Origin of the sequence: Kitasatospora atroaurantiaca, from assembly GCF_007828955.1 — a bacterium.
GTDB lineage: Bacteria > Actinomycetota > Actinomycetes > Streptomycetales > Streptomycetaceae > Kitasatospora > Kitasatospora atroaurantiaca.
Genome location: NZ_VIVR01000001.1, coordinates 6,247,539 through 6,273,016, shown reverse-complemented (window position 1 = coordinate 6,273,016; position 25,478 = coordinate 6,247,539). Strand labels below are relative to the sequence as shown.

Below are 25,478 nucleotides of genomic sequence, written 5' to 3'. Positions count from 1 at the left end.
CGCCATGCCCCCGAAGGAGCCCGCGTGCCGGGTATCGATGACTGCCTGTCCGAGGCGATGACGATCGTCGGCGCACGCGGCGTGAGCCTCATCGACTGGAGCAGCGGACTCGCCCTCGGCACCGCAGGCGACAGCCCGACCGGGGACCACGAGACCGCCGCCGCGGAGGCAACTGACCTGGTGCGGGCGGCTGCTGACAGTCCCACCTTCACCGACGCCGAGGACCTGCACAGGCCCCTGCAGGACATCATCATCACCGCCGGCCGGAGTTACCACCTGCTCTGCTTCGTCGACACCGTCTTCGACAGCAGGCTCGCGCTGCATCTCTGGCTCGACCGGTCCGAGGGAAACCTCGCCTCCGCGCGGTTCCGGCTGCAGGCGCTGGCCGAGGAGCTGGTCCTGGGATGACAGCCGCCGCACAGGGCGCCGGACACATAACCTTTCAGCCACCTGGCGAGGCCGTCGAGCGCCTGGCCGAGGCCCGCGCGACCGGCGCCCTGCACAGCGAGGCCGGAGCGGTCTACTTCGTGGACGGCATGGTCACCCACGCCGAGAGCGGACGGGCGCCCGGGCCGGCCTCCCTCCTGACCGCATCCGGCCGGGTCTCGCCCGAAGCCTGGCACGAGACCGTACGCCGGTTCGGCCCGGAATGCCGGGTCGGCCGGATGCTCGTCGAACAGGGGCTGCTGACCCAGGGCGAGTTGGAGCTCTGCCACCTGGGGGCGCTCTACGACGCGGCCTTCTTCGCGCTGAGCGCTCGGCCCGCGGCGACCTTCTTCGAACCCGGCGTTCGGCACTGGTTCGGCCCGGTGAGCCCGGTGAGCGCACGGCGGCTGCGGCACGAGACGGTACGCCGCCGGGACCTGCTGGAACGGATCTGGCCCTGGCCACAGGTCGACTCCGCCCCCGTCGTACCCATCGCACGGGCACTGCGCGGACCCGCGGCCGGCCCTCGCCGGAGCGAAGTGCTGCACCACGCCGACGGCCGGAGAACCCCGGCGGAGCTCGCCCGCGTACTGGGCCGCTCCGCCTTCGCCACCATGGCCGACGTACGGCGGCTGGCGGCGGCCGGACTGGTCGCGACCCCGCCGGACGACCGTGCCCCGCCGGACGGCGCCCCCGAGGACGACGCCCGCGGCGCCCCCGCGGGTGGGACGGCCCGCACCTCGGTCGGCCTCCATCGCCGAACGCCCGGTGCGACCCTCCCCGCCGGACACCCGGCCACGGGCACCGGCAGATCCACCGGGGTGCCCGCGCCCCGCCGTCCATGGCTCGCAGCGGACCACCCGCTGTCCGTACTCGACCCGGACGTCGCCCTGCTGACCCGGGTCCTCACCGCACTGGAGGCCCGACTTTGACTTCCTTTCCGCCCGCGGCCCCGCCCTCGTGTCCATGAGGCGGGCTCTGAAGCAGCGCGCCGGAAGGAGACATCTGACCGCGTTGGAAACCGACCTCCTGGCCGAACTCCGTGCGCTGAAACACCGGGTACCGCATCTGGCGGGCGGCCTGGTGGCGAGTGTGGACGGCCTGTTGATGGCTCACGACACGCACGACACCGAGCCCTCCGGCCTGGCCGCCCTGACGGCCGCGGCCCTCGGCGTGGCCCAGCGCCTCGCCGACGTCACCGGGCAGGGCGAGTTCAGGGAGTCCCTGGTGCGGGGGGAGCACGGCTATGTCGCGACGTACGCGGCGGGCACCGTCTGCGTCCTCACCGTGCTCGCCCATCCGGACGTCAACGTCGGGCGCATGCACCTGGAGGGACGACGGTCCGCCGAGCGCGTCGGCACCCTCCTCCACGAGGCCATCGGCCCCAAGGAGGTGGGGTGACGGCGAACACGACCAGAATCCGGCGATGAGTCCCTGCACACCACCAACGACAGCGAAGGAACGAAGACCGACATGGCAGATGTAGACAGCGCACTCCGGCACGCGATGACCACGGTGGACGGGGCCATCGGGGCCGCGCTCGTGGACTACAACAGCGGCATGGCCCTCGGCACCGTGGACGGCGGCCACGGGCTGGACCTGAGTGTCGCCTCGGCCGGCAACACCGACGTGGTGCGCGCCAAGATGCGGACGATGGAGCTGCTCGGCCTCAAGGACGGGATCGAGGACATCCTCATCAGCCTCACCAGCCAGTACCACCTGATCAGGCCGCTGACGAGCCGGACCGGGAAGGGCCTCTTCCTGTACCTGGCGCTCGACAAGGGCCGGGCCAACCTGGCCATGGCGAGGCACCAACTCGCCCGTCTCGAGGCCGATCTGGAGGTCTGAGACCCCCGGGGGGTGTTCCGCTGCTGCGGGGCAGCGGAACACCCCCCGGCCGCTCACTCGTACTCGGTGCCGCCCTTGCGGGTCAGGTACGCACCGCCGACCACCTTGGCGATCGCCCGGCCGCCCAGCACCGTGCTGTACCGCTCGGCCACCGGCCGGACCACGACGCCCTCCCGGATGTGCAGGGCCCGCCCGGAGACCGTCTCCCGGCCCTCGGCCAGCTCGAGCACGGCCTGCGGGTCGAACGGCCCGCTCCACAGCTGCGGCGCCAACGGCAGCTCACCCGCGAGCAGTTCGGCCGCGTCCAGCCAGCGCAGCTGACCGTCGATCACCGCCGATACGTCGAAGGCGGCGTACCCGGGCAGCTCGGTCCGGCCGGACTCCCCGTACGTCAGGTCCTGGACGCCTGCGCCGAAGACCTCGCCGAAGATGCCGACCCGGCTCGCGCCGAGGCGCTCGGCCAGCCGGGCGGCGACCGCCGGGATGCCGTGCGCACGTACCGCGCGCCAGTACAGGTTCTTCTCGTCCTCCTTGAGCGCCAGGCCCTGCGCGCCGATCCCCTTGGAGGAGACCTGCACGGCCCCGGAGTCGGCGTGGAAGGTGACCAGGCAGCAACTGCCGTGCAACTTCTCGGTGACCACCACCGGCTCGCCGGGCTCGAAGATGTCCGGGAAGCGCTTGAGGTTCTCGATGTCCACCCAGGGCAGCAGATCGGGCGCGGACTCGACTTCGCCGTTCATGGCGGTCGGGATCGGCGGGGCCCACTTGGTGATGCCGAGGGCCTCGGCGAAGTCCTCACCGGCCGCCGCGGCCTCGGCCAGGTCCGTACCGGCCAGCGCGCGGGGGCGGCAGACGATGCCCTGGGAGAGCTCGCCGCGCAGCCGTACCGCCTTGACCCTGTCCGCGTTGCTCCCCGCGAGCCGCCCGGTCAGGCCCAGCTCCTCGATCAGCCCGGCCGGCAGCACGGCCTGCTCCGGGATGTAGACGGCCAGCTCACCGGTCCGGTACGCGCCCTTGGCCACCACCGCCCGGTAGAGGCCGATCTGGGCGAGCTCCAGGGCATCGGCGTTCGGGTGCTCCAGGATGGTCAGCCTCTCGGCGGTGACCCGCAATGTCGACATGGGTACTTCCCCTCCCCGTGGTTCTCAACGGGGACAACTCTGGTCGGTGATCACCATCGGCTGCGACAGGTTTTCGACCTTCGGGCCGGTTTGACGCTTCGCACATGCGGGCATCACGCTGCCCAGATCATGGCCTGTGCAATGCGACAGAGGATTTTCAGGCCGCAACTGCGGCACTATGATCGCTATCACCACCGCAGCCCCCGTGCCTACCCGGCACGGCAGGAGGGGAACCACCTCATGATCACCACCACCCGCCGCACCGCCGTCGCAGCCGCCGCCGTCATCGCTCTGGCCGGCGGGCTCACCGCCTGCAGCAGCGACGGTTCCAAGCCGGCGGCCGGCGACAGCTCGGCCTCCTCGACTGCCGCCGCCCCCAAGCTCTCCGGCACGGTCACGGTCTTCGCGGCCGCCTCGCTCAAGGAGAGCTTCACCGCCCTGGGCAAGAAGTTCGAGGCGGCCCACCCGGGCGTCACGGTCAAGTTCAACTTCGGCGGCAGCTCCGCGCTGGCCCAGAGCATCGTCTCCGGCGCCCCTGCGGACGTCTTCGCCGCCGCCAGTACCAAGACCATGAAGACCGTCACCGACGCCAAGGCCGCCGGCGCCGACCCCAAGGTATTCGTCCGCAACACCCTCGAGATCGCCGTGCCCAAGGGCAACCCCAAGCACATCGCCGCGCTCAAGGACCTGGCCGGCTCCGGCCTGAAGGTCGCCCTGTGCGCGAAGGAGGTGCCGTGCGGCGCCGCCGCCGTGGAAGCCCTCAAGGCGGGCGGGGTCAACCTCACCCCCGTCACCCTGGAGCAGGACGTCAAGGGCGCACTCACCAAGGTCGAGCTCGGCGAGGTCGACGCCTCCCTGGTGTACCGGACCGATGTGAAGGCCGATGCTGCGAAGATCGACGGTGTGGACTTCCCCGAGGCCGCCAAGGCCGTGAACGACTACCCGATCGCCGCACTCACCAAGGCGCCCAACGCCACCGCGGCAGCCGCCTTCGTGGAGTACATCCAGTCGGCCGAGGCCCAGCAGGTGCTCACCGCGGCGGGCTTCCAGGCACCGTGAGCAAGCTCCTGCCGACCGCCGCGCGCGAGCCTGCGGACCCTTCGCTGGCTCGCGCGCGGCGGCGGCGCGCACACCGTGTGCCGTACGCGCTGCTGCTGCCGGCCCTGCTCGGGCTCACGTTCCTCGTCCTGCCGCTGGCCGGACTGCTGATCCGGGCTCCGTGGAGCGCGCTGCCCGAGCAGCTCACCAGCACCGAGGTCTGGGACGCCCTGCGGCTCTCGCTGATCTGCGCAACGGCGGCCACGGGGGTGTCGCTGGTGCTGGGCGTGCCGCTGGCCTGGCTGCTGGCCCGGACGGAGTTCCCGGGGCGCCGGATCATCCGGGCCCTGGTCACCCTGCCGCTGGTACTGCCGCCGGTGGTCGGCGGGGTGGCGCTGCTGCTCGTGCTCGGGCGCAACGGCATCGTCGGGCGCTGGCTGGACTCGGCCTTCGGGATCACGCTGCCGTTCCACACCTCGGGGGTGGTGCTCGCGGAGGCCTTCGTCGCGATGCCGTTCCTGGTGATCAGCGTCGAGGGCGCGCTGCGTGCCGCCGATCCCCGCTACGAGGAGGCGGCCGCGACCCTCGGCGCCTCCCGGCTCACCGCCTTCCGGCGGGTCACGCTGCCGCTGATCGCCCCGGGCATCGGGGCGGGCGCGGTGCTGGCCTGGGCCCGGGCACTCGGCGAGTTCGGCGCCACCATCACCTTCGCCGGCAACTTCCCGGGCCAGACCCAGACCATGCCGCTCGCGGTCTACCTCGCCATGGAGTCCGACCCGGAGGCGGCGATCGCACTCAGCCTGGTGCTGCTCGCCGTCTCGATCGCGGTCCTGGCCGGGCTGCGCGACCGATGGATGTCAGCCCCATGAGGCACTATCAAGTGGGCAGGAGAGCCGCAGGGGAGTTCTCCTGCCCGCACCCCTCTTTTTGTGGCTCGGCTCGCCTCCGGGCGCTCGTACCCGGCGCCGACGCTCCTCCTTCCGGCGCTCCCTCGTCGCTTGTCAGTCGTCCCCGCGGCGGAGCCGCTGATCTGCACAGTCGGCACCGGCGCGCCCTTCGGCTCGCTCGCCCACCCCACCGGCCGGAAAGCACTTCATGAACGCGCTCGACGCCCACCTGCGGGTCGAACGGTCGGCTTTCCGGCTCGACCTGACCCTGTCCGCCGCACCCGGCGAGGTCATCGCCCTGCTCGGACCCAACGGAGCGGGCAAGTCCACCGCGCTGCGCGCCCTCGCCGGGCTGCTCCCGCTCACCGCGGGACACCTCCGTCTCGACGGCGCCCTCGTGGAGGACCCGGCCACCGGCCTGCACACCCCCGCCGAGGCCCGGCCCGTCGGTGTGGTCTTCCAGGACTACCTGCTCTTCCCGCACCTCAGCGCCCTCGACAACATCGCCTTCGGCCTGCGCTGCCAGGGCCTGAACAGGAAGGCCTCCCGGGCCGCGGCACTGCCCTGGCTGAAGCGGATGGGCCTCGCCGAGCATGCCGACGCCAAGCCCGGCGCCCTCTCCGGCGGCCAGGCCCAGCGGGTGGCCCTGGCTCGCGCCCTGGCCGTCCGCCCCCGCCTGCTGCTGCTCGACGAGCCGCTGGCCGCCCTGGACGCGCGCACCCGGCTGGACGTACGGGCGCAGCTGCGCCGCCACCTCGCCGAGTTCGAGGCGGTGGCCGTCCTGGTCACGCACGACCCGCTGGACGCCATGGTGCTGGCCGACCGCCTGGTGGTGATCGAGGACGGGCGCGAGGTCCAGTCCGGTACGCCGTCCGAGATCGCCCGCCACCCGCGCACCGACTACATCGCCCGCCTGGTCGGCCTGAACCTCTACCAGGGCACCGCGGACGGACACACCGTCAAGCTCCCCGCCGGGCCCCGGCTCGCCACCACCGAGGACCTGACCGGGCCCGCCTTCGTGGCCTTCCCGCCCTCCGCCGTCGTACTCCACCGAAGCCGCCCGGACTCCAGCGCCCGCAACGTCTGGCAGCTGGAGGTGGCCGGCCTCGACCTGCACGGCGACCAGGTCCGCGTCGACCTCACCGGCGAGCTCCCCCTGGCCGCCGACCTCACCCCCGCCGCCGCCGCCGAACTCGACCTCGCCCCGGGCGCCACCGTCTGGGCCTCCGTCAAAGCCGCCCAGACCCACGCCTACCCGGCGTAGACGGGCCGCCTAGCCCGGCTCGACGAACCCCGACTCGTAGGCAGCGATGACCGCCTGGGTGCGGTCGCGGGCGCCGAGCTTCGCCAGGACGCTGCTGACGTGCGTCTTGACCGTCTGCACGCCGAGGTGGAGTTGCTCGGCGATCTCGCCGTTCGAGAGCCCGCGCGCCATCAGGCGCAGCACCTCGGACTCCCGCTCGGTCAGTGCTGCCCGGGCCATCGAGTCCCGGGCGGGCTGGTTGCCGTGGCCGGCCGCGAGGCGTCGGATCGCCGCCGGGAAGAGCAGCGACTCCCCCGCGGCGACCAGCCGGACGGCGTGCGCGATCTCGGCCGGGCGGGCGCGCTTGAGCAGGAAGCCGTCGGCGCCGGCCCGTAGCGCCTCGTAGACGTAGTCGTCGTTCTCGAAGGTGGTGATGACCAGGATCTTCGGCGGCTCGGCCGAGGCCTTGAGGATGGCCCGGGTGGCCGCCAGCCCGTCCACCTCGGGCATCCGGACGTCCATCAGCACCACGTCCGGCCGCAACGAGCGGGCCAGCGACAGCGCCTGTGCCCCGTCGCCGGCCTCGCCGACCACCCGCAGGTCGCCCTGCGCCTCCAGGACGGCCCGCAACCCGGCCCGGACCAGCTCCTCGTCGTCCACCAGCAGGATGTCGATCATCACGCGCCCAAGCGTAGGGGCAGCCGCACGGCGAGCACCCACTCGCCGTCCCGCCCGCCGGCCTCTGCCTCGCCGCCGAGCAGGACGGCCCGCTCGCGCACACCGCGCAGGCCCTTGCCGCCGCCCCGGCGGGTACTGCCGTTGCCGGTAAGGGCGTTGACGCAGCGCAGTTCCAACTGACCGTCCCTGACCGCGATGCGGACGGCGATCGGCTCGCCGGGCGAGTGCCGCAGGGCGTTGGTCACCGCCTCCTGGACGATCCGGTAGGACTCCCGGGAGAGCACCCCGGGCAGCCGGCCCGTCGGTACGTCGATCCACGCCTCGACCGGGCTCCCCGCCGCCCGGGCGGTCTCGAACAGCCTTGGCAGCTGGTCGATCCCGGGCCGTTCCACCGCGGCGCCCTCGGGGGTCTCGCGGAGCAGGACGAGGGTCCGTTCGAGGTCGTCCATCGCCTGCCGCCCGGTCTCCTCGATCACCTCCAGCGCCTTGGCCACGAAGGCGGGGTCCGCCACCTCCCGCGCGGCTCCGGCCTGAAGGACCGTCACCGTCAGGGCATGGCCGATCGAGTCGTGCAGCTCGCGAGCCAGACGGTTGCGCTCCAGCAGTCGCTCGGCGCGCAGTTCGGCCTCGGCCAGTCGTTCGGCGGGCGAGGGACCCAGCAGCCTTACCGCGAGCGCGAGTTGAAGCCGACCCGCGAACACCACCAACCAGAGCAGCGCGAACAGCAGCACCGGTACCAGCAACGGGACTGCGCTCCGGTACGCGTCCGGCGCCACCACCAGCCGCACCGCCCCGTCGAGCGCGCGGAGGGTCGCGTACCCGACCAGCACCCCCAGCCCGACCCTGGCGATCAGCCAACCCGCCGTACGCCGCCGGTCCCCCCAACTCCGCGAGGGCGCCGCGCCGATGTCCTGCTCCCGCTCGGGCATCAGCAGCAGCCGCGCCTGCACCCCCTCCGCCCGCCGCATGGCCGGCACCAGCGCGGCGGCGGAGAGCAGCACGGTGTCCAGCACGGCACTGACCGCCAACATCCGCGTGGTCGACGGGCCTTCGGTGCCCGGGTAGACCAGCAGCACCACCCCCGCGAACACCAACCCGATCAGCAGGTGCAGCCACCTCGCATAGGTGGACGCCTGGAACAGCGGGGCGAAGATCTTGGACACCCCGCCATCGTGCCAGCTCAGACCCGTTCACCGCCTCCCTCCGGAGAGGGAGGCACGCCCCTCCCCGGCGGGATCCGCCCACCCGGTCCGCCCCGGTCGAATGGGTGACGTCAACAACGAGTCAGGGAGGCAGAGATGATCGAAGTACAGGGCCTCAGCAAGTCGTACGGGGAGACCCTCGCCGTAGACGGCCTCGAGTTCGAGGTCCGGCCGGGAGTGGTGACGGGCTTCCTCGGGCCCAACGGGGCGGGCAAGACCACCACGATGCGGATGATCCTCGGCCTGGACCGCCCCACCGCCGGCCGCGCCCTGGTCGCCGGGCGCCCGTACGCGGAGCTGGCCGACCCCCTGCGGCAGGTCGGCGCGCTGCTGGACGCGCACGCCGTCCACGGCGGCCGGACGGCCCGGGGCCACCTGCGCTGGCTGGCGCACAGCAACGACCTCCCGGAGTCCCGGGTGGAGGCGGTACTCGCCCAGGTGGGCCTGGCGGACGTCGGCCGCAAACGGATCAAGGGATTCTCCCTGGGCATGCGTCAGCGCCTGGGCGTCGCGGCCGCCCTGCTCGGCGACCCGCCGGTGCTGATGCTCGACGAGCCGGTCAACGGCCTCGACCCGGAGGGCATCCGCTGGATCCGTACCCTGCTGCGCGGCCTCGCGGCCGAGGGCCGGGCGGTGCTGGTCTCCTCGCACCTGATGTCGGAGATGGCGCTGACGGCTGACCACCTGGTGGTGATCGGACGGGGCCGGCTGCTCGCCGACTCCACCACGCCCGACTTCATCGACCGCCACGGCCGTAGCCGGGTGCGGGTCCGGGCGGTGGACGCCGAGAAGCTGGCCGCCCTGCTGAGCGGCTCGCGCCTGGCCGCCGAGCCGGTCGACGGCGGCGCCTGGGAGGTCACCGGCGCCGAGCCCGAATCCATCGCCTCGCTGGCGGCGGCCAACGGCGTGGTGCTGTACGAGATCACGGTCCAACAGGACTCTCTGGAGGAGGCATTCATGCGGATGACCGCGGACAGCGTCGAGTACCGGGCGGTGGCGGCATGACCACCACGACCGTCCTGCGCTCCGAGTGGACCAAGCTCACCACCCTGCGCTCCCAGTGGGTGACCCCGCTGCTCGCCCTGGTCCTCACCGTCGGCCTCACCGCCACCGTCCAGATCGCGTACGGCGACATCGACACCTCGATCACCGACGACCCGAGCGTCGGCATCTACTACGGCCTCAACTTCGGCCAGGTCGCCCTGGTCTGCTTCGGGGTACTGCTGATCGGCCAGGAGTACGGCTCCGGCACGATCCGCAGCTCGCTGACGGCGGTGCCCCGGCGCGGCCTGCTCTACGGGAGCAAGCTCGCCCTGGGGGCGGGCGTCGGGGCCGCCGTCGGCCTCGCCGCCACGGCCGGCTGCTTCCTGGCCAGCGACGCCACCGTGGGCGTGGACCCGAACGCCCCGGGGATGGTGCGCAGCGCCGTGGCGGGCGTGCTCTACCAACCGCTGCTGGTCGTGCTCTGCCTCGGTGCCACCGCGATGCTGCGCAACCTCACGGCAGCGATGGGCCTGCTCACCCCGACCATCTTCCTGGCCACGCCTCTGCTCAGCGCCGTCCCCGGCGTCCGGGAGGTGGTCCAGTTCCTCCCCGACCGGGCCGGCCAGTACGCCCTGCGCAACCTCGACGACCCACAGATCCACTACGGCCACTGGACCGGGCTGCTCGTCATGGCCGTCTGGTCCGCCGCAGCGGCCTACGGCGGCCACCGCTCCCTCCAGCGTCACGACGCCTGACCGGGGCGCCGGTTACCGCAGCGCCGGGTGGTCCGCGACGACGGTGCAGCTGCCGGGGGCGATCTCGGTGAAGCCCGCGTCCCGGACCAGCGGGAGGTCAGCGGTCGTCAGTTCGGCCCAGGCGGCGGGCGTTGCCGTCCGGACGGCGAGCGGGAAGCCGGCCTCGGCCCACTCCTTGCGCCGGGTGTCGTCGAGGCGCCACCAGGCGAGCTGGGCGGCGTGGCCGGTCTGGGCCATGGTCTTGCCGGCGCTCATCTCGAGTTCGGGGTTGAGCCAGAGGACGGGGATGCCGGGGGCGGGGGCGGCGGGCTCCGCCGGGTCGTCCAGGTCGGTGCCGGAGACCTGGAGCTTGGCGAGCTCCTTCGGCCAGCCGTCCAGCGGGACGGGCGGGAAGACCCGGACCTCGGCGCTCTCCCCGGTCACGGTGATGCCGGGCAGCTCGCCTGCCTTGCGCCACTCCCCGCCCCTGGCCCGGCGGACCACCTTGCGGATCCGGGCGTCCTCCCAGGCGGTGACCCGCTCCGCCCACTCGCCGTCCGGGTCGGTGACCCGGGGGTCGGCGAGCAGAGTCAGCACCGCGCGGGCCGAGGTCTCCAGTGCGTCGGTACGGGCCGGCGGCGTGTCCCGCTCCAGGCGGACCACGAGCGGGAGCACGTACTGCGGGTTGGCGTCGCGGTCGTCGGTCGCGGCCGGGCTGCTGGGAGCGTCGAACGGTGAGGTCACCCCACCAGCATGCCAGGGGCGCCGTGCCGCCTCGTCAGCGGCGGTAGCCGCGGCCCGGGTCGCGTTCCTCGGCGTCCTCGTAGGTGAGGAACCAGCCCTCGGGGTGGGTGGCGGCGAGCAGCTGGTCGGTGCGCTCGACGGCGTCCAGCTCCGGGTCGGCGTCGTCGGGGCCGTAGACGCCGAAGAGCTCGTCCGCGCAGCCGTCCCAGTCGTAGTCGTACAGGTCGACGGGCAGGTCGCCCATCATGTCGGCGACGGCCTGCGGCTGGGAGCCGAGGAGTTCGCGGGCGTCGGCGAGGGCCAGCCGCAGGGCCACCTCCTCGGCGAGGCAGCGGGGCAGCGGCCACTCGCCGAGCCCGAGGTCGTCGGCGAGGTCGTCGAAGGAGCGGGCCACCGAGCGGCGCCAGCTGCGGTGCATGCCCCAGGTCCGGCGCGGGAGGCGGGCCAGCACGGCCCAGTCCTGCTCCTCCTCGTCGGTGATCGGGTCGCCCTCGTGCTCCTCCAGGTCGTCGTACGCGGCGTCGGCCAGCGTGATCAGCTGGGTGTGCAGGAGACACGCGGTGCGCGGGGTGAGCGTCCAGTCGCCGACGGCGCCGCCGTCCTCACCGTCCAGGTCGAGCGGGAAGAGCTCGGCGAAGTCGGGCGCGAAGTCGTCGGTGACGCTGATCTCCAGGGTGCCGCCGAGCGCCTCGATGCCGGGGATGGCGGCGACCAGCCGGTCCGGGTGGAGGAGTGCGCCGAGGGCCGCGTTCGGGTCCTCGGAGACCTCGCGCAGCAGCGCCTCCCGCTGACCGGCCGGGTCGATCCCGGCGAAGTCCAGTTCCTCGACGGCCGCCCGCGCGGCCGCGCGCAGCGCGGGCCAGTCGGTGATGCGGATGCCGAGCACCACCGTCGCCTCGATCTCCTGCGCCTCGGAGTCCTCCGCCGCGCCCGGCCCCTGCGGATGATCGCTTCGCTCGCCCATGCGCCTACGGTACGGCTTTCCCGCCGCCGGATCACCGGTGCGTGCCACCTTCTTGGACCCGTCTTGGGCATGTCCACCGGGCGACACGCCGAACGGCCGCACAGGATAGGGGAATGAGCAACCTTGACGAGTACGGCGGCGGGCAGGGCCCGAGCCCGGATGTGCTGGTGGTCACGACCAACGATGTGCCCGGCCACCGGGTCGACCGGGTGATCGGCGAGGTCTTCGGTCTGACGGTGCGCAGCCGTCACATCGGTACCCAGATCGGCGCCTCGCTGAAGTCGATGCTGGGCGGTGAGCTGCGCGGTCTGACGAAGACGCTGGTGGAGAGCCGCAACCAGGCGATGGAGCGGCTCGTCGAGCAGACCAAGGCACGGGGTGGCAATGCCGTGCTGATGATGCGGTTCGACGTCACGGAGGCCGCTGATCTCGGAACGGAGATCTGCGCGTACGGCACGGCCGTGGTGATCGCTCCCGCGGGCTGAGCCCCGGGAACAGGTTTCGAGCGCGCTATGTTTCATGGGCGTGACTGTTTACGCCGCAACAAATGTGGATGTCGTGGTGATAGGCGCCGGGCAGGCGGGCTTGTCCGCCGCCTATCACCTGCGCCGGCGCGGCTTCGCTCCCTACGAGGGCTTCGTGGTGCTGGACGCGGACGAGGCGCCCGGCGGCGCCTGGGCGCACCGCTCCCCCTCGCTGCGGATGGCCACGGTGCACGGTTTCCACGACCTCCCCGACTTCGAACTCCCGCCACCGGACCCGACGGCCCCCGCCCGCGAGGTGGTGCCGGGTTACTTCGCGGCGTTCGAGGCCAAGCACGCGCTGCCGGTGGTCCGCCCGGTGCGCGTACGGGCGGTGCGCTCGCTCCCGGACGGGCGGCTGGTGGTCGAGACCGACGCGGGCGACTGGTCGGCACGGGCGCTGATCAACGCGACGGGGACGTGGACGCGGCCGTTCCTCCCCCACTACCCCGGGCGTTTCGGCGGGCGGCAGCTGCACTACGCGGACTACCGGGGGCCCGCGGAGTTCGCCGGGAAGCGCGTGGTGGTGGTCGGCGGGGGCGCCTCGGCGATCCACGTGCTGTCGGAGGTGGCGGCGGTGGCCGAGACGGTCTGGGTGACCCGGACCGAGCCGGTGTACCGGGACGGACCGTTCACCCCGGAGTTCGGGCGGGCGGCGGTCGCGATGGTCGAGGAACGGGTGCGGCAGGGGCTGCCGGTACGCAGCGTCGTGAGCGTCACGGGCCTGGGCCCCTCGGTCGCGTACCGGCGCGCGGAGGAGTTGGGCGCGCTGCACCGCCGCCCGATGTTCGACCGGCTGACGGAGCACGGGATCGCCTGGGGCGACCAGGAGTTGACGGTGGATGTGATCGTCTGGGCGACGGGCTTCCGCCCCGAGGTCGGCCACCTCGCCCCGCTGGGCCTGCGCGGGCCCGGCGGCGGCATCAGGATGGACGGCACCCGGGCCGCCACCGACCCACGCATTCACCTGGTGGGTTACGGACCGTCGGCCAGCACCATCGGCGCCAACCGCGCGGGGCGGGCGGCGGTCAACGGGATCGTGAGGCTCCTGGGCGAGCCGGCGTTCGCCAGGACGTGAGGCAGCTGGGGATAACTGCAGGGGCGCGGGGAACTGCGCGAGAGCGGAAGGCAACGACGTGTGCCCTACCGCTTCGCGCAGTTCCCCGCGCCCCTGGGATGCCCGATGCTCACGGGTTGCCGACCTACTGGTGGATGCCCTTGCGGCGGCGGACGATTTGTCCCCGATGGACTGATCAAGAACTGAGGTGACCCTGCGCAAAATCTTCACCCAGGGCAACTCAAATGATCACATAAGCAAGAGGGGGCAGCGAAGCACGCGATCAACGGCGAAGTGCCGGGCCGCTCAACGGTCGTAGTCGACGGTGACGCGGTCGGAGACGGGGCGGGCCTGACAGGTCAGCACGTAGCCGGCCGCCAGTTCCTTCTCCTCCAGGGCGAAGTTGCGCCGCATGTCGACCTCGCCGTCGCAGACCAGCGCCCGGCAGGTGCCGCAGACGCCGCCCTTGCAGGCGAACGGCAGGTCGGGGCGGGCCCGTTGGGCGCCGTCCAGGATCGAGCGGTCCCGGGGCAGCGACAGCGTGCTCGAGCGGCCGTCGAGCACCACGGTGACCTCGCTCAACTCGCCGTCCACAACGGCCTCTTCGCGCTCCGCGACGGGCTCGTCCTCGGCGTGGAAGAGCTCCTGGTGGACGCGCTCGGCGGGCACCCCGAGGTCGGCGAGCAGCGACTTGGCGCCGGACACCATGCCGTACGGGCCGCAGAGCCACCAGTGGTCGACGTTCGGGGTGTCGACCAGGGCGGCCAGCAGGGCCTTCACCCGCTCCGGGTCGAGCCGGCCGCTGAGCAGCTCGGCGTCGCGGGTCTCCCGGGAGAGCACGTGCAGCAGCTGGAAGCGGCCGAGGTAACGGTCCTTCAGGTCGGCGAGCTCGTCGGCGAACATCACGGTGTCGCTGCGCCGGTTCCCGTAGAGCAGCGTGACCTGGGACCTTTCGTCGGCGGCCAGGACGGAGCCCGCGATCGAGAGCATCGGGGTGATGCCGGAACCGGCGGCCAGCAGGACGTGCTCGGCCGGGGTGCCCAGCTCCGGGCTGAACAGGCCCGAGGGCGGCAGGACCTCGATGGCGTCCCCCGCACCGGCCTCGCGGACCAGCCATCGGGAGAACAGCCCGCCGGGCACCTCGCGCACGGCGATCCGCAGCGGACCGCCGACCGCGGAGCAGATCGAGTACGAGCGGCGCTCGTCCGCGCCGTCGACGATCCGGCGCAGGGTGAGGGTCTGGCCGGGCCGGAAGGCGTAGTCGCCTTCGAGGTCCAGGGGCACCTCGAAGGTGACCGCGACCGCGTCCTCGCAGAGCGGCTCCACCACCGCGATCGGCAGCTCGTGGAACGTCGGTCGGCGGACGGCCATGGCGCTCACTCAGATCTCCTTGATCCGTTCGAAGGGTTCCCGGCAGCTGCGGCAGCGCCAGAGCGCCTTGCAGGAGGTGGAGCCGAAGCGGGAGAGCTCCTCGGTGTCCCGGCTGCCGCACTGGGGGCAACCGACCACGTGCCGGGTGGGGCCGAGCTGCAGCACGCCGTGCACGGGAGGGGCGATCCCCGCTTCGGCCAGCTTGCGGCGGCCCTCCTCGGTGATGCTGTCGGTGCTCCACGGCGGGTCCAGGCGCAGCCGTACCCGGACGTCGGTGAAGCCGGCCGCCCGCAGGCGGGCGTCGACGTCGGCGGCCATCTCGGCGACGGCCGGGCAGCCGGAGTAGGTCGGGGTCAGCCAGGCGGTGACGGCGTCGCCGTCCTCCTCGACGCCGGCCAGCACACCGAGGTCGGCGAGGGTCAGCATCGGGAGTTCGGGGTCGGGGACGGCTGCCGCGACCTCCCAGGCGGTCAGGGTGGTCACCATGTCGCCCCCGGGTGTGCGCGGGCCACCACCTGGAGCTCCGCCAGCAGCGGGCCGAGCGCCTCGGTGTGCACGCCGTCGCGGCCGGCCCGGCCGCCGACCCGCGCCATCGGGAGGGCCTGCGGGACGGTGAGCCCGGCCTTCTCGATCACCTCGGTCAGGGCCTGCAGCACGGGCTCGCGGAGGACGGACGGGTCGGTGCCGAGCCGGACCTCCACCAGGTGCGGGGTGAAGAGCTCGTCCAGCAGCGGCCAGACCGCGTCCAGCCCGGCCTGCATCCGCGCGGTGGAGTAGGGCGTGCCGTCGCCGAGGCGGAGCGTCCACGCGGTCGCGTACTCCTGGTGGTAGGCCAGTTCCTTGACGCCTCGTGCTGCGACGGCGGCGAGCACCGGGTCGGCGTGGGTGCTGAGCCGCTGGTAGAGCGCGTGCCGGGCGGTGGAGAAGAGCAGCAGGCGGGCGATCGAGTACGCGAAGTCGCCGTTCGGGGTCTCGACCAGGCGGACGTTGCGGAACTCGTGCTCCTCGCGCCAGTACGCCAGCTCGTCCTCGCTGCGGCCGGTGCCGTCGGCCTGTCCTGCCCGGGTGAGCAGCTGGCGGGCCTGGCCGAGCAGGTCGAGGCCGAGGTTGGCGAGGGCGACCTCCTCCTCCAGCTCGGGGGCGCGGGTGCACCACTCGATCAGGCGCTGGGCGAGGATCAGGGCGTCGTCGCCGAGCATCAGGCAGTACGCGGCCAGGTCGGCGCCGTCGATGCCGGGCGGGAGCGCGGTGTCGACGCCGAGCAGCGGGTCGGCGAAGCCGGTGCCGTACGCCCAGCGGGCCTCGCCCTCGGGCTCCGCGGAGGCCTCGGAGAGGTGCAGGTAGACGTGGTCGTCGGTCATGGTCTCAGGCTCCCGTCAGATGTGCGGAACATCCTCGGGGATGTCGTAGAAGGTCGGGTGGCGGTAGACCTTGTCGCCGCTGGGGGCGAAGAACGGGTCCTGCTCGTCGGGTGCGGAGGCGGTGATCGCGTCGGAGCGGACCACCCAGAGGCTGACACCCTCGTTGCGACGGGTGTAGAGGTCGCGGGCGTTCAGCAGCGCCATCCGGTCGTCCGGGGCGTGCAGGGAGCCGACGTGGACGTGGTTCAGCCCGCGCCTGGGGCGGACGAACACCTCGTACAGCGGCCAGCCGGCCTTGGTCTCGCTCATCTCTCCGTACCTCGCTGCTTCTCCGCGTAGGCCAGGGCGGCTTCGCGCACCCAGGCGCCGTCTTCGTGGGCCTCCCGGCGGCGGTCGACGCGCTGGGTGTTGCACGGGCCCTGGCCCTTGATCACCTGCTTCAGCTCCGCCCAGTCGGGCTCGCCGAAGTCCCAGCTGCCGCGCTCCTCGTTCCAGTTCAGGGCCGGGTCGGGGAGGGTGACGCCGAGGTGCTCGGCCTGCGGGACCGTCATGTCGACAAATCGCTGTCGCAGTTCGTCGTTGGTGTGCCGCTTGATCCGCCAGGCCATCGACTGCGCGGTGTTCGGCGAGTCGCCGTCCGGCGGGCCGAACATCATCAGCGACGGCCACCACCAGCGGTCCACGGCGTCCTGCACCATCCGGCGCTGGGCGTCCGTGCCGCGCATCAGCGTCATCAGCAGCTCGTAGCCCTGGCGCTGGTGGAAGGACTCCTCCTTGCAGATCCGCACCATCGCGCGGGCGTACGGCCCGTAGGAGCAGCGGCAGAGCGGGACCTGGTTGCAGATCGCCGCGCCGTCCACCAGCCAGCCGATCACGCCGACGTCGGCGAAGGTCAGGGTGGGGTAGTTGAAGATCGAGGAGTACTTCTGGCGGCCGGTGATCAGCTTCTCGGTGAGCTCGGCGCGGTCGACGCCCAGGGTCTCGGCGGCGGCGTAGAGGTACAGCCCGTGGCCGGCCTCGTCCTGGGCCTTGGCCAGCAGGATCGCCTTGCGGCGCAGCGAGGGGGCCCGGGTGAGCCAGTTGCCCTCCGGCTGCATGCCGATGATCTCCGAGTGGGCGTGCTGTGCGATCTGCCGGATGAGCGTCGCCCGGTAGGCGTCCGGCATCCAGTCACGCGGCTCGATCCGCTGCTCGGCAGCCACCACCGCGTCGAAGTGCCCCTCCAGGGACTGCTCGGCCATCTGCGTTGCCGACACTTCACCCACCTCCCGACTGACCGTTCGGTCGGTTCCATTGTGTGGGGCGTGGCCCGGAATGACAAGGGAATCGTCCAGGGCGGATCTTGATGTCGGTCTCTGTACCGGTTTGGGAGGCCGGTCTCGGCTCTGCGGCGGTCCTGACACCGACGTCACGGCCTGCCCGGGCGGGGGTCCGCCTCGGGCCGGCCGGGTGCGACGCTGCGGGTTCGCCGCTACGGGCGCTCGCGCAGGCGGGGCAGGGGGACGGCGAGCAGGGCGGCCAGGAGGGCGATCCTGGGTGCCAGCTGGTCGACCTCGATGTGCTCGCCGCGGGCGTGCGAACCGGCACCGACCGCGCCGAGGCCGTCCAGGGTCGGCAGGCCCCGGGCGCCGGCGAGGTTGGTGTCGCCCGCGCCGCCGGCCGGTGCGCCGTCCACGTGCTGGCCGAGCACCGCCGCGAGCGAGCGGACGTGCCGCAGCAGCGGGTTGCCCGAGCGCTCGGGCCAGGCCGGACGGCTGGAGAGCACCTCGGTCCGCACCCGGGCGCCGGGCCGCAGCGCGGTGAGGTGGGCGAGGGTGTCGAGCGTGCGGCGCTGGGCTTCGGCGGTGGCGAACCGCAGGCCCAGCTCCGCCTCGGCCCGGCCCGCCACCACGTTGGCCCGGGTGCCGCCGGTGATCCGGCCGGTGTTGAGTTCGGTCCCCGGCTGGCCGGCCAGCCCTCGTACCGCGACCAGTTGGTCGACCAGTTCGTCGACGGCCGAGGTGCCCTGGGCGGCGTCGTTCCCGGCGTGCGCCTCGCGTCCGGTGACGGTCAGCCGGACCCGGGTGCTGCCCCGCCGGGCGGTCTTCAGCCGACCGTCCGGATGCGGCGGCTCCAGGCCCAGTACGGCGGCGGCGCCCGGGAGTTGACGCTCCACGAGGCGCCGCCCGTCGGGGCTGCCGACCTCCTCGTCCGCGACCACCACGAGCCGCACCGGGCGGTGCGGGCGCTGGCCCAGGTCGGCGAGCAGCGCGAAGGCTCCCTCGATCAGCGCCAGGCCGGCCTTCATGTCGAGGACACCCGGGCCGGTGAGCATCCCCTCGCGCTCCTCCACCGGCCAGTCGGCCAGGGTGCCGACCGGCCAGACGGTGTCGTGATGGCCGACCATCAGGAGGTGGGCCAGGTTCTCCTCGCAGCCGGCCCACTGCAGGACCAGGTGGTCGCCCGCCGGTCCGCGCTCGCGGCGGACCTCGGCGCCCGTCGCACGGAAGCCCGCGGCGAGCTCCTCGGCCAGGGCGTCCAGGCGGGGCGCGTCCCCGGTCGGCGACTCCATCCGCGCCAGGTCGGCGCAGCGGCGGCGTACGGCGCCGGCCAGCGTACGGGCGCGGGAACTCAGCGCCTGGGGCAGGCCGGGAAGCGCGGCGGTACTGCCCGGATCATCGCCCTCCGCGGTGCTGTCGGCCGCGGCCTGGTCGCCCGGCTTCCGGAGGGGGGTCGGCGGCGTGGCTGCCGACGCTGCGGCGGCGTGGGGACTCATCGGACGCCTCCCCGGCCGCCGCCGGTATTCAGCGAGTCACCGAGGTACGCGCCGGGGATTCCGTCGTGCGCGCCCGGGGCCCGGCGGTGTGTGCCGGCGGGTGAGGCGGTGCGAGCTGGTGGACATGACGCCTGCGGTACGACGCGACGGCTTGGCGCTCCGTCGGGCAACGGCAGGTGGTGCGACCTCGGGCTGGGCAACACTGCGTCCTCCTCGCTCGGTCCGGTGACCCCGGCTCGGCCCGGGGCCCATGGACGGCGGCCCCGGTACGTCGGTGCGGTCGGGCACCGGTGCAGGGAGGCCGCGAAGTGAGCCTAGAAGATTCGTTCGTTTCCCTGCGAGGCGGCCCGAATACTGCGTCGCGTCGGCGGCCGGCCGGAGGCGGGGGCCCGCCGGGGCTGTCCCGGGGCGGGTACGGCGCTTGGACCTGGAACGGCGCGCGAGCGCGGTCGCCGGATCGCGCCTGGTTCCACGATGTACCTCCGGCGGGACTTCGGCAGCGCGAACCGCCAAGGTGCGGTCGATCCACGCCTGATGGGTGATGGCGGATCAGCCTTTGATACCAGTCCGGTGATCGGCCGACGGGCGCGGCACGGGGCGGGGCGGCGGATGGCGCTCGATGATGGTCGGCGACAGGCACGGATGATTTGCCCTGCTTCGGGTGTACTTGGGCGGAGACGAGGAGTCGACATGGCGACGAGGGTGACGGTCGAGGACGTCGAGGCGGAGAGCCGCTTCGAGGCGCGGGTCGACGGCAGACCGGCGGGCTTCGCGGAGTACCTGCGCAGCGAGACGTTGGTGGTCTACCCGCACACGGTGGTGAATCCGGCCTTCGAAGGCCAGGGGGTGGGTGGTGCGCTGGCGCGGGCTGCGCTCGACGACGCCCGCGGGCGCGGGCTGGCGGTACTGGCGACCTGCCAGTTCATCAAGGGATGGATGCTGCGGCACCCCGAGTACGCGGATCTGGCGTACGAGGACCGGAGTCAGGTGACCGACTGAGCGGGGCGGCCGCCTGGGCTCGGGAGAACAGAATCGCAATGTCGGATGACAGATATTGAAATCTGTCATCCGACATGCCATAGTTGACATACGTCAGCACGACGCGCCCGCCCAATCCACGGGGAGCACCCATGCCCACCACGCCCGCCCGCACCACCCTCGGCAGCGCCGGCCCCACCACCTCCGCCCTCGGCCTCGGCTGCATGGGCATGTCGGACCTCTATGGCCCCGCCGACGAGGCCGAGAGCATCGCCACCGTCCACGCCGCACTCGACGCGGGCATCACCCTGCTCGACACCGGCGACTTCTACGGCATGGGCCACAACGAGCTGCTGATCCACGACGCCCTGCGCGGCCGCAACCGCGAGAACGTCCAGATCAGCGTCAAGTTCGGTGCCCAGCGCGGCCCGGACCGCACCTGGCTCGGCTACGACGCAAGCCCCGCCGCCACCAAGACGGCGCTCGCGTACACCCTGCGCCGCCTGCGCACCGACCACATCGACGTCTACCGCCCGGCCCGCCTCGACCCGAACGTCCCGATCGAGGAGACCGTCGGCGCCATTGCCGACCTGGTCCAGGCCGGCTACGTGCGCCACATCGGCCTCTCCGAGGTCGGCGCCGACACCCTCCGCCGCGCCGCCGCCGTCCACCCGATCAGCGACCTGCAGATCGAGTACTCGCTGATCTCCCGCGGTCTGGAGGCCGAGATCCTGCCCACCGCCCGCGAGCTGGGCATCGGCATCACCGCGTACGGGGTCCTCTCCCGCGGCCTGCTCAGCGGCCACTGGAGCAACGACCGGGAGATCGCCGCGACGGACTTCCGTGGCCACAGCCCGCGCTTCCAGGGCGACAACCTCGCCCACAACCTCAGCCTGGTGGAGGCCCTGCGGAAGACCGCCGAGGCCAAGGGCGCGAGCGTCGCGCAGGTCGCGATCGCCTGGGTCGCCTCGCGCGGCGAGGACATCGTGCCGCTGGTCGGCGCCCGCCGCCGGGACCGTCTCGCAGAGGCCCTGGGGGCGCTGGACGTCACCCTCACCCCGGCCGATCTCGCCGCCATCGAGGCGGCCGTCCCCGCAGGCTCCGCCGCCGGTGACCGGTACGCTGCCGCACAGATGGCTCACCTCGACAGCGAGACCAGCGACCGCTGACCAGCTCCCCGGTCGCAGCACTCCCGCCGCAGCACAGTGAAGGACGTACCTCCCCGTGACCACGGACAGCACACTCACCCCCGAGCAGATCCTGAGCGCGGCGGAGGACGTCCTGCGGCGGTTCGGGCCGGCCAAAGCCACCGTCGTGGACATCGCTCGCGCACTCGGCGTCAGCCACGGCAGCGTCTACCGACACTTCCCCAGCAAGGCCGCGCTGCGCGAGGCCGTGACCCAGCGCTGGCTCGACCAGGCGCACCACGCCCTCGCCGCGATCACCATGGAGCGCGGCCCCGCGCCGGAGCGGCTGCACCGCTGGCTGGCGACGCTGTTCGCCGCCAAGCGCAAGAAGGCGCTGGACGACCCGGAGCTGTTCGCCACCTACATGAGCCTGGTGAACGAGATCAGCACCACCGTCGAGGCGCACATCGAGACCCTCACCGCCCAGATCGGCACGATCATCCAGGACGGCATCCACCAGGGCGAGTTCCGTCCGACGCACGTGGGCACCGCGGCGCGCGCGGTCTTCCAGGCCACCGCGCACTTCCACGACCCCGCCCACGCGGCCGAGTGGAACGCGCCGCGGGCCGAGACCGACTTCGAGGCCGTCTGGGCACTGCTTCTGAACGGCCTGCGCGCCGCCTGAGACCGCGAGGCCACCGAGGCGCGGGTCATCACCTTCAACTCCTCTACCCGTATTGGCAATTCATTGACAAGGACAGGCAAAGCCTGACCGGCCTCCCTTGTCGCCCGCCCGAACCCGCCAGTAGCGTCATGGCCGCACCCCTCCGGTATCGCCGGACCGGTGCGGCCATTGGTCTGTCATGGCCCTGCCATCACGCTTGCCCAAGGTTCAGCGCGGCACCACCACCTCCTGCACAGCGCAGCTCCGACACCGGCGCGCGGCCACGAACCGCGCCCACCCGCACGTGCCGAGATCCGCCAGCACCGGGCCTGCGCCCGCCCCGGCACGACCCCACACCGGGCGGTTGCAACCCCACCCCCACGGAGGATTCACCCTTGCGCACCCACGCCCCCAGCGGCGCACGCCTGCCCAGGCTGCGCCGACTGCTCGCCGCAGTACCCGCCCTGGCCATGGCCGCCACGGGCCTGCTGGCCACAACCACCGTCAGCGCACACGCAGCTGACGGAGCATCAGCAGGCTCCTCCGGCCAGGTGGCCACCAAGCGGCTCTGCGCCGCACCGAGCCACCCGGGCGAGATGGCCTGTCTCGCCCTGGCCCGCACCGACATCGTCCAGCCGCAGTCCCTCGCGCCCAACGCGACGCCCTCCGGCTACGGCCCCAGCGACCTGGCCTCGGCGTACAAGCTCTCCGCCTCCGGCGGCTCCGGTGCGACCGTCGCCATCATCGACGCCAACGACGACCCCAACGCCGAGTCCGACCTCGCGGCCTACCGGTCCCAGTACGGCCTGCCGGCCTGCACCACCGCCAACGGCTGCTTCAAGAAGGTCGACCAGCGCGGCGGCACCAGCTACCCCTCCGCCGACAGCGGCTGGGCCGGCGAGATCTCGCTCGACGTCGACATGGTGAGCGCCGTCTGCCCCAACTGCCACATCCTGCTGGTCGAGGCCGACAGCGCGACCATGGAGAACCTCGGCACGGCCGTCAACACCGCCGTCAGCCTCGGCGCCAAGTACGTCTCCAACAGCTACGGCGGCGGCGAGTCCTCCTCCGACACCGGCTACGACACCTCGTACTTCAACCACCCCGGCGTGGCCATCACCGTCTCCTCCGGTGACTCCGGCTACGGCGTCGAGTACCCGGCCGCCTCCAAGTACGTCACCGCGGTCGGCGGCACCACCCTCAGCCGCAACTCCAGCACCCGTGGCTGGACCGAGAGCGTGTGGGGCTCCAGCTCGGGCGGGAACGGCGCCGGCTCCGGCTGCTCGGCCTACGACGCCAAGCCCACCTGGCAGAAGGACACCGGCTGCAGCAAGCGCACCGTCGCCGACGTCTCCGCGGTCGCCGACCCGGCCACCGGCCTCGCGGTCTACCAGACCTACGGCGGCAGCGGCTGGGCGGTCTACGGCGGCACCAGCGCCTCCGCGCCGATCATCGCGGCCGTGTACGCCCTGGCCGGCACCCCCGCCTCCGGCAGCAACCCGGCCTCGTACCCGTACTCCCACACCGGCTCGCTCTTCGACGTGACCAGCGGCGCCAACGGCAGCTGCTCGCCCGCCTACCTGTGCCAGGCCGCCGCCGGCTACGACGGCCCGACCGGTCTCGGCACCCCGAACGGCACCGCCGCCTTCACCTCCGGCAGCACCGGTAGCACGGTGACGGTCACCAACCCGGGCAACCAGTCGACGGCGCAGGGCAGTTCGGTGAGCCTGCAGATCACCGCGACCGACTCCGACTCCGGCCAGAGCCTCACCTACAGCGCCACCGGCCTGCCGGCCGGCCTCTCGATCAACTCCTCCACCGGTCTGATCACCGGCACCGCGAGCACGGCGGGAACGTACAACGTGACGGTCACCGCCAGGGACACCATCAACGCGAGCGGCTCGGCGACCTTCAGCTGGACGGTCGGCGGCTCCGGCGGCTGCACCTCCGCGCAACTCCTCGGCAACGCGGGCTTCGAGACCGGCGCCGCCTCCCCGTGGACGGCCACGGCCGGTGTGATCGACAACTCCTCGAGCGAGGCCGCCCACTCCGGCAGCTGGAAGGCCTGGCTGGACGGCTACGGCTCCTCGCACACGGACTCGCTCAGCCAGTCCGTGACCATCCCGGCCGGGTGCAAGGCCACCCTCAGCTTCTACCTGCACATCGACACCGGCGAGAGCGGCAGCACGGCCTACGACAAGCTCACCGTCCAGGCCAACTCCACCACCCTGGCGAGCTTCTCCAACGTGAACGCCGCATCCGGCTACACCCTGCGCAGCTACGACCTCTCGTCGTTCGCCGGGCAGACCGTGACCGTCAAGTTCACCGGCACCGAGGACTCCTCGCTGCAGACCAGCTTCGTCGTGGACGACACCGCCCTCAACGTCTCCTGACCTCCACCTGGCACACCGAGGGGGCCGCAGCTCTGCTGCGGCCCCCTCGGCAGGCTCAGTACGTGGGGCGGGCCCACCCGTCCGGTCAGTTACGGGAGTTGCCGAAGACGATCCGGTACGCGATGAGCAGCACCAGAGCACCGGCGATCGCCGAGACCCAGGTCGCGAGGTCGAAGAAGCTCGTGGCGACCGGACGGTCGAGGACGGCCGAGGAGAGCCAGCCGCCGACGAACGAGCCGGCGATGCCGATCAGAGTGGTGACGATCAGGCCGCCCGGGTCACGCCCGGGGAGCAGGAACTTGGCGACGGCCCCGGCGATGAGGCCGAGGATGATCCAGCTGACGATGCCCATACCGTTCTCCTGCCCTCCACCGCGCCGCCCAACCGCGGCCGTTCTTCCCCTCAGGACGCAGTCCGGGGCCACCCCGGTTGCACCGGCTCGAACAGAGCTCCCACCCACCGATTCTGATCACCCGTCCACCGCGCCCAGGATCGACCGCATAGGCTGTCCGGCGACGTGTCGACAGTGCCGAGCGGAGGTCCCAGTGGAGCAGTCCAGCAGAACGTCCGCCACCGACCTGCGCCCCGATGTGCCGCACCCGGCCCGGATGTACGACTACTACCTGGGCGGCAAGGACAACTTCCCGGCCGACCGTGAGGCGGCGGAGCGGGCGCTGGCGGCCAACCCGGAGTTCCGGTCGACGGCCCGGGCCAACCGGGGCTTCCTGCAGCGCGCGGTGCGCTTCGTCACCGGGCAGGGCATCGACCAGTTCCTCGACATCGGCACCGGCATCCCGACCGTCGGCAACACCCACGAGATCGCCCAGCAGGTCGATCCGCAGGCACGGGTGGTGTACGTCGACAACGACCCGATCGTGCTGACACACGCCCGCGCGCTGATGGCGGGGATGGGTCTCGGCCGTACCGACGTGCTGCAGGCCGACCTCCGGGGCCCGGCGGGCATCCTGTCCGCCGCCGAGGTCAAGGGGCTGCTGGACCTCGACCGGCCGGTGGCCCTGGTGCTGGCCGCGGTGCTGCACTTCCTGCCGGACGAGACCGAGCCGTACAAGATCGTCGAGACGCTGGTGGACGCGCTCGCGCCCGGCAGCTACCTGATCCTGTCGCACGGCACCGCCGACTTCATCCCGCCGGAGGTCAGGGACCGGGTGACGGGCGTCTACAGCAAGGCCACGGCGCCGCTGGTCGGCCGCTCGCGCGAGGAGGTGCGGCGGTTCTTCGACGGCCTGGAGCTGCTGGAGCCCGGGGTGGTCACCGTACCGCTGTGGCGCCCCGAGGAGGAGCCGGCCGAGGGCGCGGACCGGGTGAGCATGTACGGCGCGGTGGCCCGCAAGCTCTGACCCTGCCTCCCGCCAGGACCGGCC

The 25,478-nt window shown here is 72.6% G+C and carries 28 protein-coding genes; 16 read left to right on the top strand and 12 right to left on the bottom strand.

What is annotated here, in order from left to right; all coding sequences use genetic code 11:
- The first annotated feature begins 24 nt into the window (after positions 1-24).
- From FB465_RS28225 to FB465_RS28210, 4 genes are all read left to right on the top strand, one after another.
- On the top strand, positions 25-408 hold the full coding sequence (locus tag FB465_RS28225) for a hypothetical protein (protein ID WP_145795014.1): 384 nt from the start codon (positions 25-27) through the stop codon (positions 406-408).
- Positions 405-1,358: a DUF4388 domain-containing protein gene (locus FB465_RS28220; RefSeq protein WP_145795012.1), complete on the top strand. Its 954-nt coding sequence runs from the start codon at positions 405-407 to the stop codon at positions 1,356-1,358. The genes FB465_RS28225 and FB465_RS28220 overlap by 4 nt, the downstream gene beginning before the upstream one ends.
- A gap of 82 nt (positions 1,359-1,440) precedes the next feature.
- Entirely contained in the window at positions 1,441-1,827 is a 387-nt protein-coding gene (locus FB465_RS28215) for a roadblock/LC7 domain-containing protein (protein ID WP_246192872.1), read from the top strand.
- A gap of 72 nt (positions 1,828-1,899) precedes the next feature.
- On the top strand, positions 1,900-2,274 hold the full coding sequence (locus FB465_RS28210) for a hypothetical protein (RefSeq protein WP_145795009.1): 375 nt from the start codon (positions 1,900-1,902) through the stop codon (positions 2,272-2,274).
- A gap of 53 nt (positions 2,275-2,327) precedes the next feature.
- Here the strand turns inward: FB465_RS28210 and FB465_RS28205 are convergent, their stop codons facing one another.
- Entirely contained in the window at positions 2,328-3,395 is a 1,068-nt protein-coding gene (locus FB465_RS28205; protein WP_145795007.1) for an RNA ligase (ATP), read from the bottom strand.
- A gap of 240 nt (positions 3,396-3,635) precedes the next feature.
- On the opposite strand from FB465_RS28205, the gene modA reads away from it, so the two are divergent.
- From modA to FB465_RS28190, 3 genes are all read left to right on the top strand, one after another.
- Entirely contained in the window at positions 3,636-4,454 is an 819-nt protein-coding gene (gene modA, locus FB465_RS28200) for a molybdate ABC transporter substrate-binding protein (RefSeq protein WP_145795005.1), read from the top strand.
- The gene (locus tag FB465_RS28195) at positions 4,451-5,302 is read left to right on the top strand and encodes an ABC transporter permease (RefSeq protein ID WP_145795004.1); all 852 of its coding nucleotides are present in this window, start codon (positions 4,451-4,453) and stop codon (positions 5,300-5,302) included. Before modA ends, FB465_RS28195 begins: the two co-directional genes overlap by 4 nt.
- A 226-nt stretch (positions 5,303-5,528) precedes the next feature.
- Entirely contained in the window at positions 5,529-6,584 is a 1,056-nt protein-coding gene (locus tag FB465_RS28190) for an ABC transporter ATP-binding protein (RefSeq protein ID WP_145795002.1), read from the top strand.
- Positions 6,585-6,593: 9 nt separating this feature from the next.
- Here FB465_RS28190 and FB465_RS28185 read toward each other — a convergent pair whose 3' ends face one another.
- Entirely contained in the window at positions 6,594-7,241 is a 648-nt protein-coding gene (locus tag FB465_RS28185) for a response regulator (protein WP_170290822.1), read from the bottom strand.
- Positions 7,241-8,404: a sensor histidine kinase gene (locus FB465_RS28180; protein ID WP_145794998.1), complete on the bottom strand. Its 1,164-nt coding sequence runs from the start codon at positions 8,402-8,404 to the stop codon at positions 7,241-7,243. The genes FB465_RS28185 and FB465_RS28180 overlap by 1 nt, the downstream gene beginning before the upstream one ends.
- A gap of 135 nt (positions 8,405-8,539) precedes the next feature.
- Here FB465_RS28180 and FB465_RS28175 point away from each other — a divergent pair, with 135 nt between their 5' ends.
- Both FB465_RS28175 and FB465_RS28170 read left to right on the top strand, forming a co-directional pair.
- A complete protein-coding gene (locus FB465_RS28175; protein WP_145794996.1) occupies positions 8,540-9,448 on the top strand; it encodes an ABC transporter ATP-binding protein in 909 nt (302 codons plus the stop codon).
- Positions 9,445-10,182: an ABC transporter permease gene (locus FB465_RS28170; protein WP_145794995.1), complete on the top strand. Its 738-nt coding sequence runs from the start codon at positions 9,445-9,447 to the stop codon at positions 10,180-10,182. Before FB465_RS28175 ends, FB465_RS28170 begins: the two co-directional genes overlap by 4 nt.
- Positions 10,183-10,194: 12 nt before the next feature.
- On the opposite strand, the gene FB465_RS28165 is transcribed toward FB465_RS28170, so the two are convergent.
- Entirely contained in the window at positions 10,195-10,905 is a 711-nt protein-coding gene (locus FB465_RS28165) for an aminoacyl-tRNA hydrolase (RefSeq protein ID WP_145794993.1), read from the bottom strand.
- A gap of 34 nt (positions 10,906-10,939) precedes the next feature.
- Complete coding sequence (locus FB465_RS28160) at positions 10,940-11,869, bottom strand: hypothetical protein (protein WP_145794992.1); 930 nt, start codon at positions 11,867-11,869, stop codon at positions 10,940-10,942.
- 113 nt (positions 11,870-11,982) lie between these two features.
- Between FB465_RS28160 and FB465_RS28155 the strand changes: the two genes are divergently transcribed.
- Complete coding sequence (locus FB465_RS28155; RefSeq protein WP_145794990.1) at positions 11,983-12,354, top strand: YbjQ family protein; 372 nt, start codon at positions 11,983-11,985, stop codon at positions 12,352-12,354.
- A 34-nt stretch (positions 12,355-12,388) separates the two neighbouring features.
- On the top strand, positions 12,389-13,468 hold the full coding sequence (locus tag FB465_RS28150) for an FAD-dependent oxidoreductase (RefSeq protein WP_145794988.1): 1,080 nt from the start codon (positions 12,389-12,391) through the stop codon (positions 13,466-13,468).
- Between the two features lie 285 nt (positions 13,469-13,753).
- Here the strand turns inward: FB465_RS28150 and paaE are convergent, their stop codons facing one another.
- From paaE to FB465_RS28120, 6 genes are all read right to left on the bottom strand, one after another.
- The gene (gene paaE, locus FB465_RS28145; protein ID WP_145797643.1) at positions 13,754-14,818 is read right to left on the bottom strand and encodes a 1,2-phenylacetyl-CoA epoxidase subunit PaaE; all 1,065 of its coding nucleotides are present in this window, start codon (positions 14,816-14,818) and stop codon (positions 13,754-13,756) included.
- A gap of 9 nt (positions 14,819-14,827) precedes the next feature.
- Positions 14,828-15,304 carry a 1,2-phenylacetyl-CoA epoxidase subunit PaaD gene (gene paaD, locus FB465_RS28140; protein ID WP_145794986.1) on the bottom strand — a complete coding sequence of 159 codons (477 nt, stop codon included), beginning with the start codon at positions 15,302-15,304 and terminating at the stop codon, positions 14,828-14,830.
- Complete coding sequence (gene paaC, locus FB465_RS28135) at positions 15,298-16,179, bottom strand: 1,2-phenylacetyl-CoA epoxidase subunit PaaC (protein WP_145794985.1); 882 nt, start codon at positions 16,177-16,179, stop codon at positions 15,298-15,300. Before paaC ends, paaD begins: the two co-directional genes overlap by 7 nt.
- A 15-nt stretch (positions 16,180-16,194) precedes the next feature.
- Positions 16,195-16,488, bottom strand: a complete 294-nt coding sequence (gene paaB, locus FB465_RS28130; RefSeq protein ID WP_145794983.1) for a 1,2-phenylacetyl-CoA epoxidase subunit PaaB — start codon at positions 16,486-16,488, stop codon at positions 16,195-16,197.
- Complete coding sequence (paaA, locus tag FB465_RS28125) at positions 16,485-17,444, bottom strand: 1,2-phenylacetyl-CoA epoxidase subunit PaaA (protein WP_145794981.1); 960 nt, start codon at positions 17,442-17,444, stop codon at positions 16,485-16,487. The genes paaB and paaA overlap by 4 nt, the downstream gene beginning before the upstream one ends.
- Positions 17,445-17,650: 206 nt before the next feature.
- Entirely contained in the window at positions 17,651-18,934 is a 1,284-nt protein-coding gene (locus FB465_RS28120) for a M20/M25/M40 family metallo-hydrolase (protein ID WP_211785874.1), read from the bottom strand.
- A 690-nt stretch (positions 18,935-19,624) separates the two neighbouring features.
- Here FB465_RS28120 and FB465_RS28115 point away from each other — a divergent pair.
- The 4 genes from FB465_RS28115 (at position 19,625) to FB465_RS28100 (ending at position 24,096) form a co-directional block, all read left to right on the top strand.
- Positions 19,625-19,933, top strand: coding sequence for a GNAT family N-acetyltransferase (locus FB465_RS28115; RefSeq protein WP_145794979.1), 309 nt, complete (start codon positions 19,625-19,627; stop codon positions 19,931-19,933).
- Between the two features lie 131 nt (positions 19,934-20,064).
- Positions 20,065-21,081, top strand: a complete 1,017-nt coding sequence (locus FB465_RS28110; RefSeq protein WP_145794978.1) for an aldo/keto reductase — start codon at positions 20,065-20,067, stop codon at positions 21,079-21,081.
- Between the two features lie 55 nt (positions 21,082-21,136).
- Positions 21,137-21,724: a TetR/AcrR family transcriptional regulator gene (locus tag FB465_RS28105; RefSeq protein WP_145794976.1), complete on the top strand. Its 588-nt coding sequence runs from the start codon at positions 21,137-21,139 to the stop codon at positions 21,722-21,724.
- 374 nt (positions 21,725-22,098) lie between these two features.
- Entirely contained in the window at positions 22,099-24,096 is a 1,998-nt protein-coding gene (locus FB465_RS28100) for a putative Ig domain-containing protein (RefSeq protein WP_425461217.1), read from the top strand.
- Positions 24,097-24,181: 85 nt separating this feature from the next.
- Here FB465_RS28100 and FB465_RS28095 read toward each other — a convergent pair whose 3' ends face one another.
- Positions 24,182-24,448 (bottom strand): GlsB/YeaQ/YmgE family stress response membrane protein, encoded by a 267-nt coding sequence (locus FB465_RS28095; RefSeq protein WP_145794974.1) that lies wholly within the window; start codon positions 24,446-24,448, stop codon positions 24,182-24,184.
- Positions 24,449-24,641: 193 nt separating this feature from the next.
- Here FB465_RS28095 and FB465_RS28090 point away from each other — a divergent pair, with 193 nt between their 5' ends.
- Entirely contained in the window at positions 24,642-25,454 is an 813-nt protein-coding gene (locus FB465_RS28090; RefSeq protein WP_246192871.1) for an SAM-dependent methyltransferase, read from the top strand.
- The last annotated feature ends 24 nt before the right edge of the window (positions 25,455-25,478 follow it).

Bases quoted from the DNA above. Each gene is read 5' to 3' on its own strand.
- FB465_RS28190 (WP_145795002.1), top strand. From the start codon at position 5,529: ATGAACGCGCTCGACGCCCACCTGCGGGTCGAACGGTCGGCTTTCCGG.
- FB465_RS28095 (WP_145794974.1), bottom strand. From the start codon at position 24,448: ATGGGCATCGTCAGCTGGATCATCCTCGGCCTCATCGCCGGGGCCGTC.
- modA (WP_145795005.1), top strand. From the start codon at position 3,636: ATGATCACCACCACCCGCCGCACCGCCGTCGCAGCCGCCGCCGTCATC.
- FB465_RS28185 (WP_170290822.1), bottom strand. From the start codon at position 7,241: ATGATCGACATCCTGCTGGTGGACGACGAGGAGCTGGTCCGGGCCGGG.
- paaE (WP_145797643.1), bottom strand. From the start codon at position 14,818: ATGGCCGTCCGCCGACCGACGTTCCACGAGCTGCCGATCGCGGTGGTG.
- FB465_RS28120 (WP_211785874.1), bottom strand. From the start codon at position 18,934: ATGAGTCCCCACGCCGCCGCAGCGTCGGCAGCCACGCCGCCGACCCCC.
- FB465_RS28175 (WP_145794996.1), top strand. From the start codon at position 8,540: ATGATCGAAGTACAGGGCCTCAGCAAGTCGTACGGGGAGACCCTCGCC.
- FB465_RS28150 (WP_145794988.1), top strand. From the start codon at position 12,389: ATGGGCGTGACTGTTTACGCCGCAACAAATGTGGATGTCGTGGTGATA.
- FB465_RS28210 (WP_145795009.1), top strand. From the start codon at position 1,900: ATGGCAGATGTAGACAGCGCACTCCGGCACGCGATGACCACGGTGGAC.
- paaD (WP_145794986.1), bottom strand. From the start codon at position 15,304: ATGGTGACCACCCTGACCGCCTGGGAGGTCGCGGCAGCCGTCCCCGAC.
- FB465_RS28115 (WP_145794979.1), top strand. From the start codon at position 19,625: ATGGCGACGAGGGTGACGGTCGAGGACGTCGAGGCGGAGAGCCGCTTC.
- FB465_RS28170 (WP_145794995.1), top strand. From the start codon at position 9,445: ATGACCACCACGACCGTCCTGCGCTCCGAGTGGACCAAGCTCACCACC.
- FB465_RS28110 (WP_145794978.1), top strand. From the start codon at position 20,065: ATGCCCACCACGCCCGCCCGCACCACCCTCGGCAGCGCCGGCCCCACC.
- paaC (WP_145794985.1), bottom strand. From the start codon at position 16,179: ATGACCGACGACCACGTCTACCTGCACCTCTCCGAGGCCTCCGCGGAG.
- FB465_RS28205 (WP_145795007.1), bottom strand. From the start codon at position 3,395: ATGTCGACATTGCGGGTCACCGCCGAGAGGCTGACCATCCTGGAGCAC.
- FB465_RS28155 (WP_145794990.1), top strand. From the start codon at position 11,983: ATGAGCAACCTTGACGAGTACGGCGGCGGGCAGGGCCCGAGCCCGGAT.
- FB465_RS28220 (WP_145795012.1), top strand. From the start codon at position 405: ATGACAGCCGCCGCACAGGGCGCCGGACACATAACCTTTCAGCCACCT.
- FB465_RS28160 (WP_145794992.1), bottom strand. From the start codon at position 11,869: ATGGGCGAGCGAAGCGATCATCCGCAGGGGCCGGGCGCGGCGGAGGAC.
- paaB (WP_145794983.1), bottom strand. From the start codon at position 16,488: ATGAGCGAGACCAAGGCCGGCTGGCCGCTGTACGAGGTGTTCGTCCGC.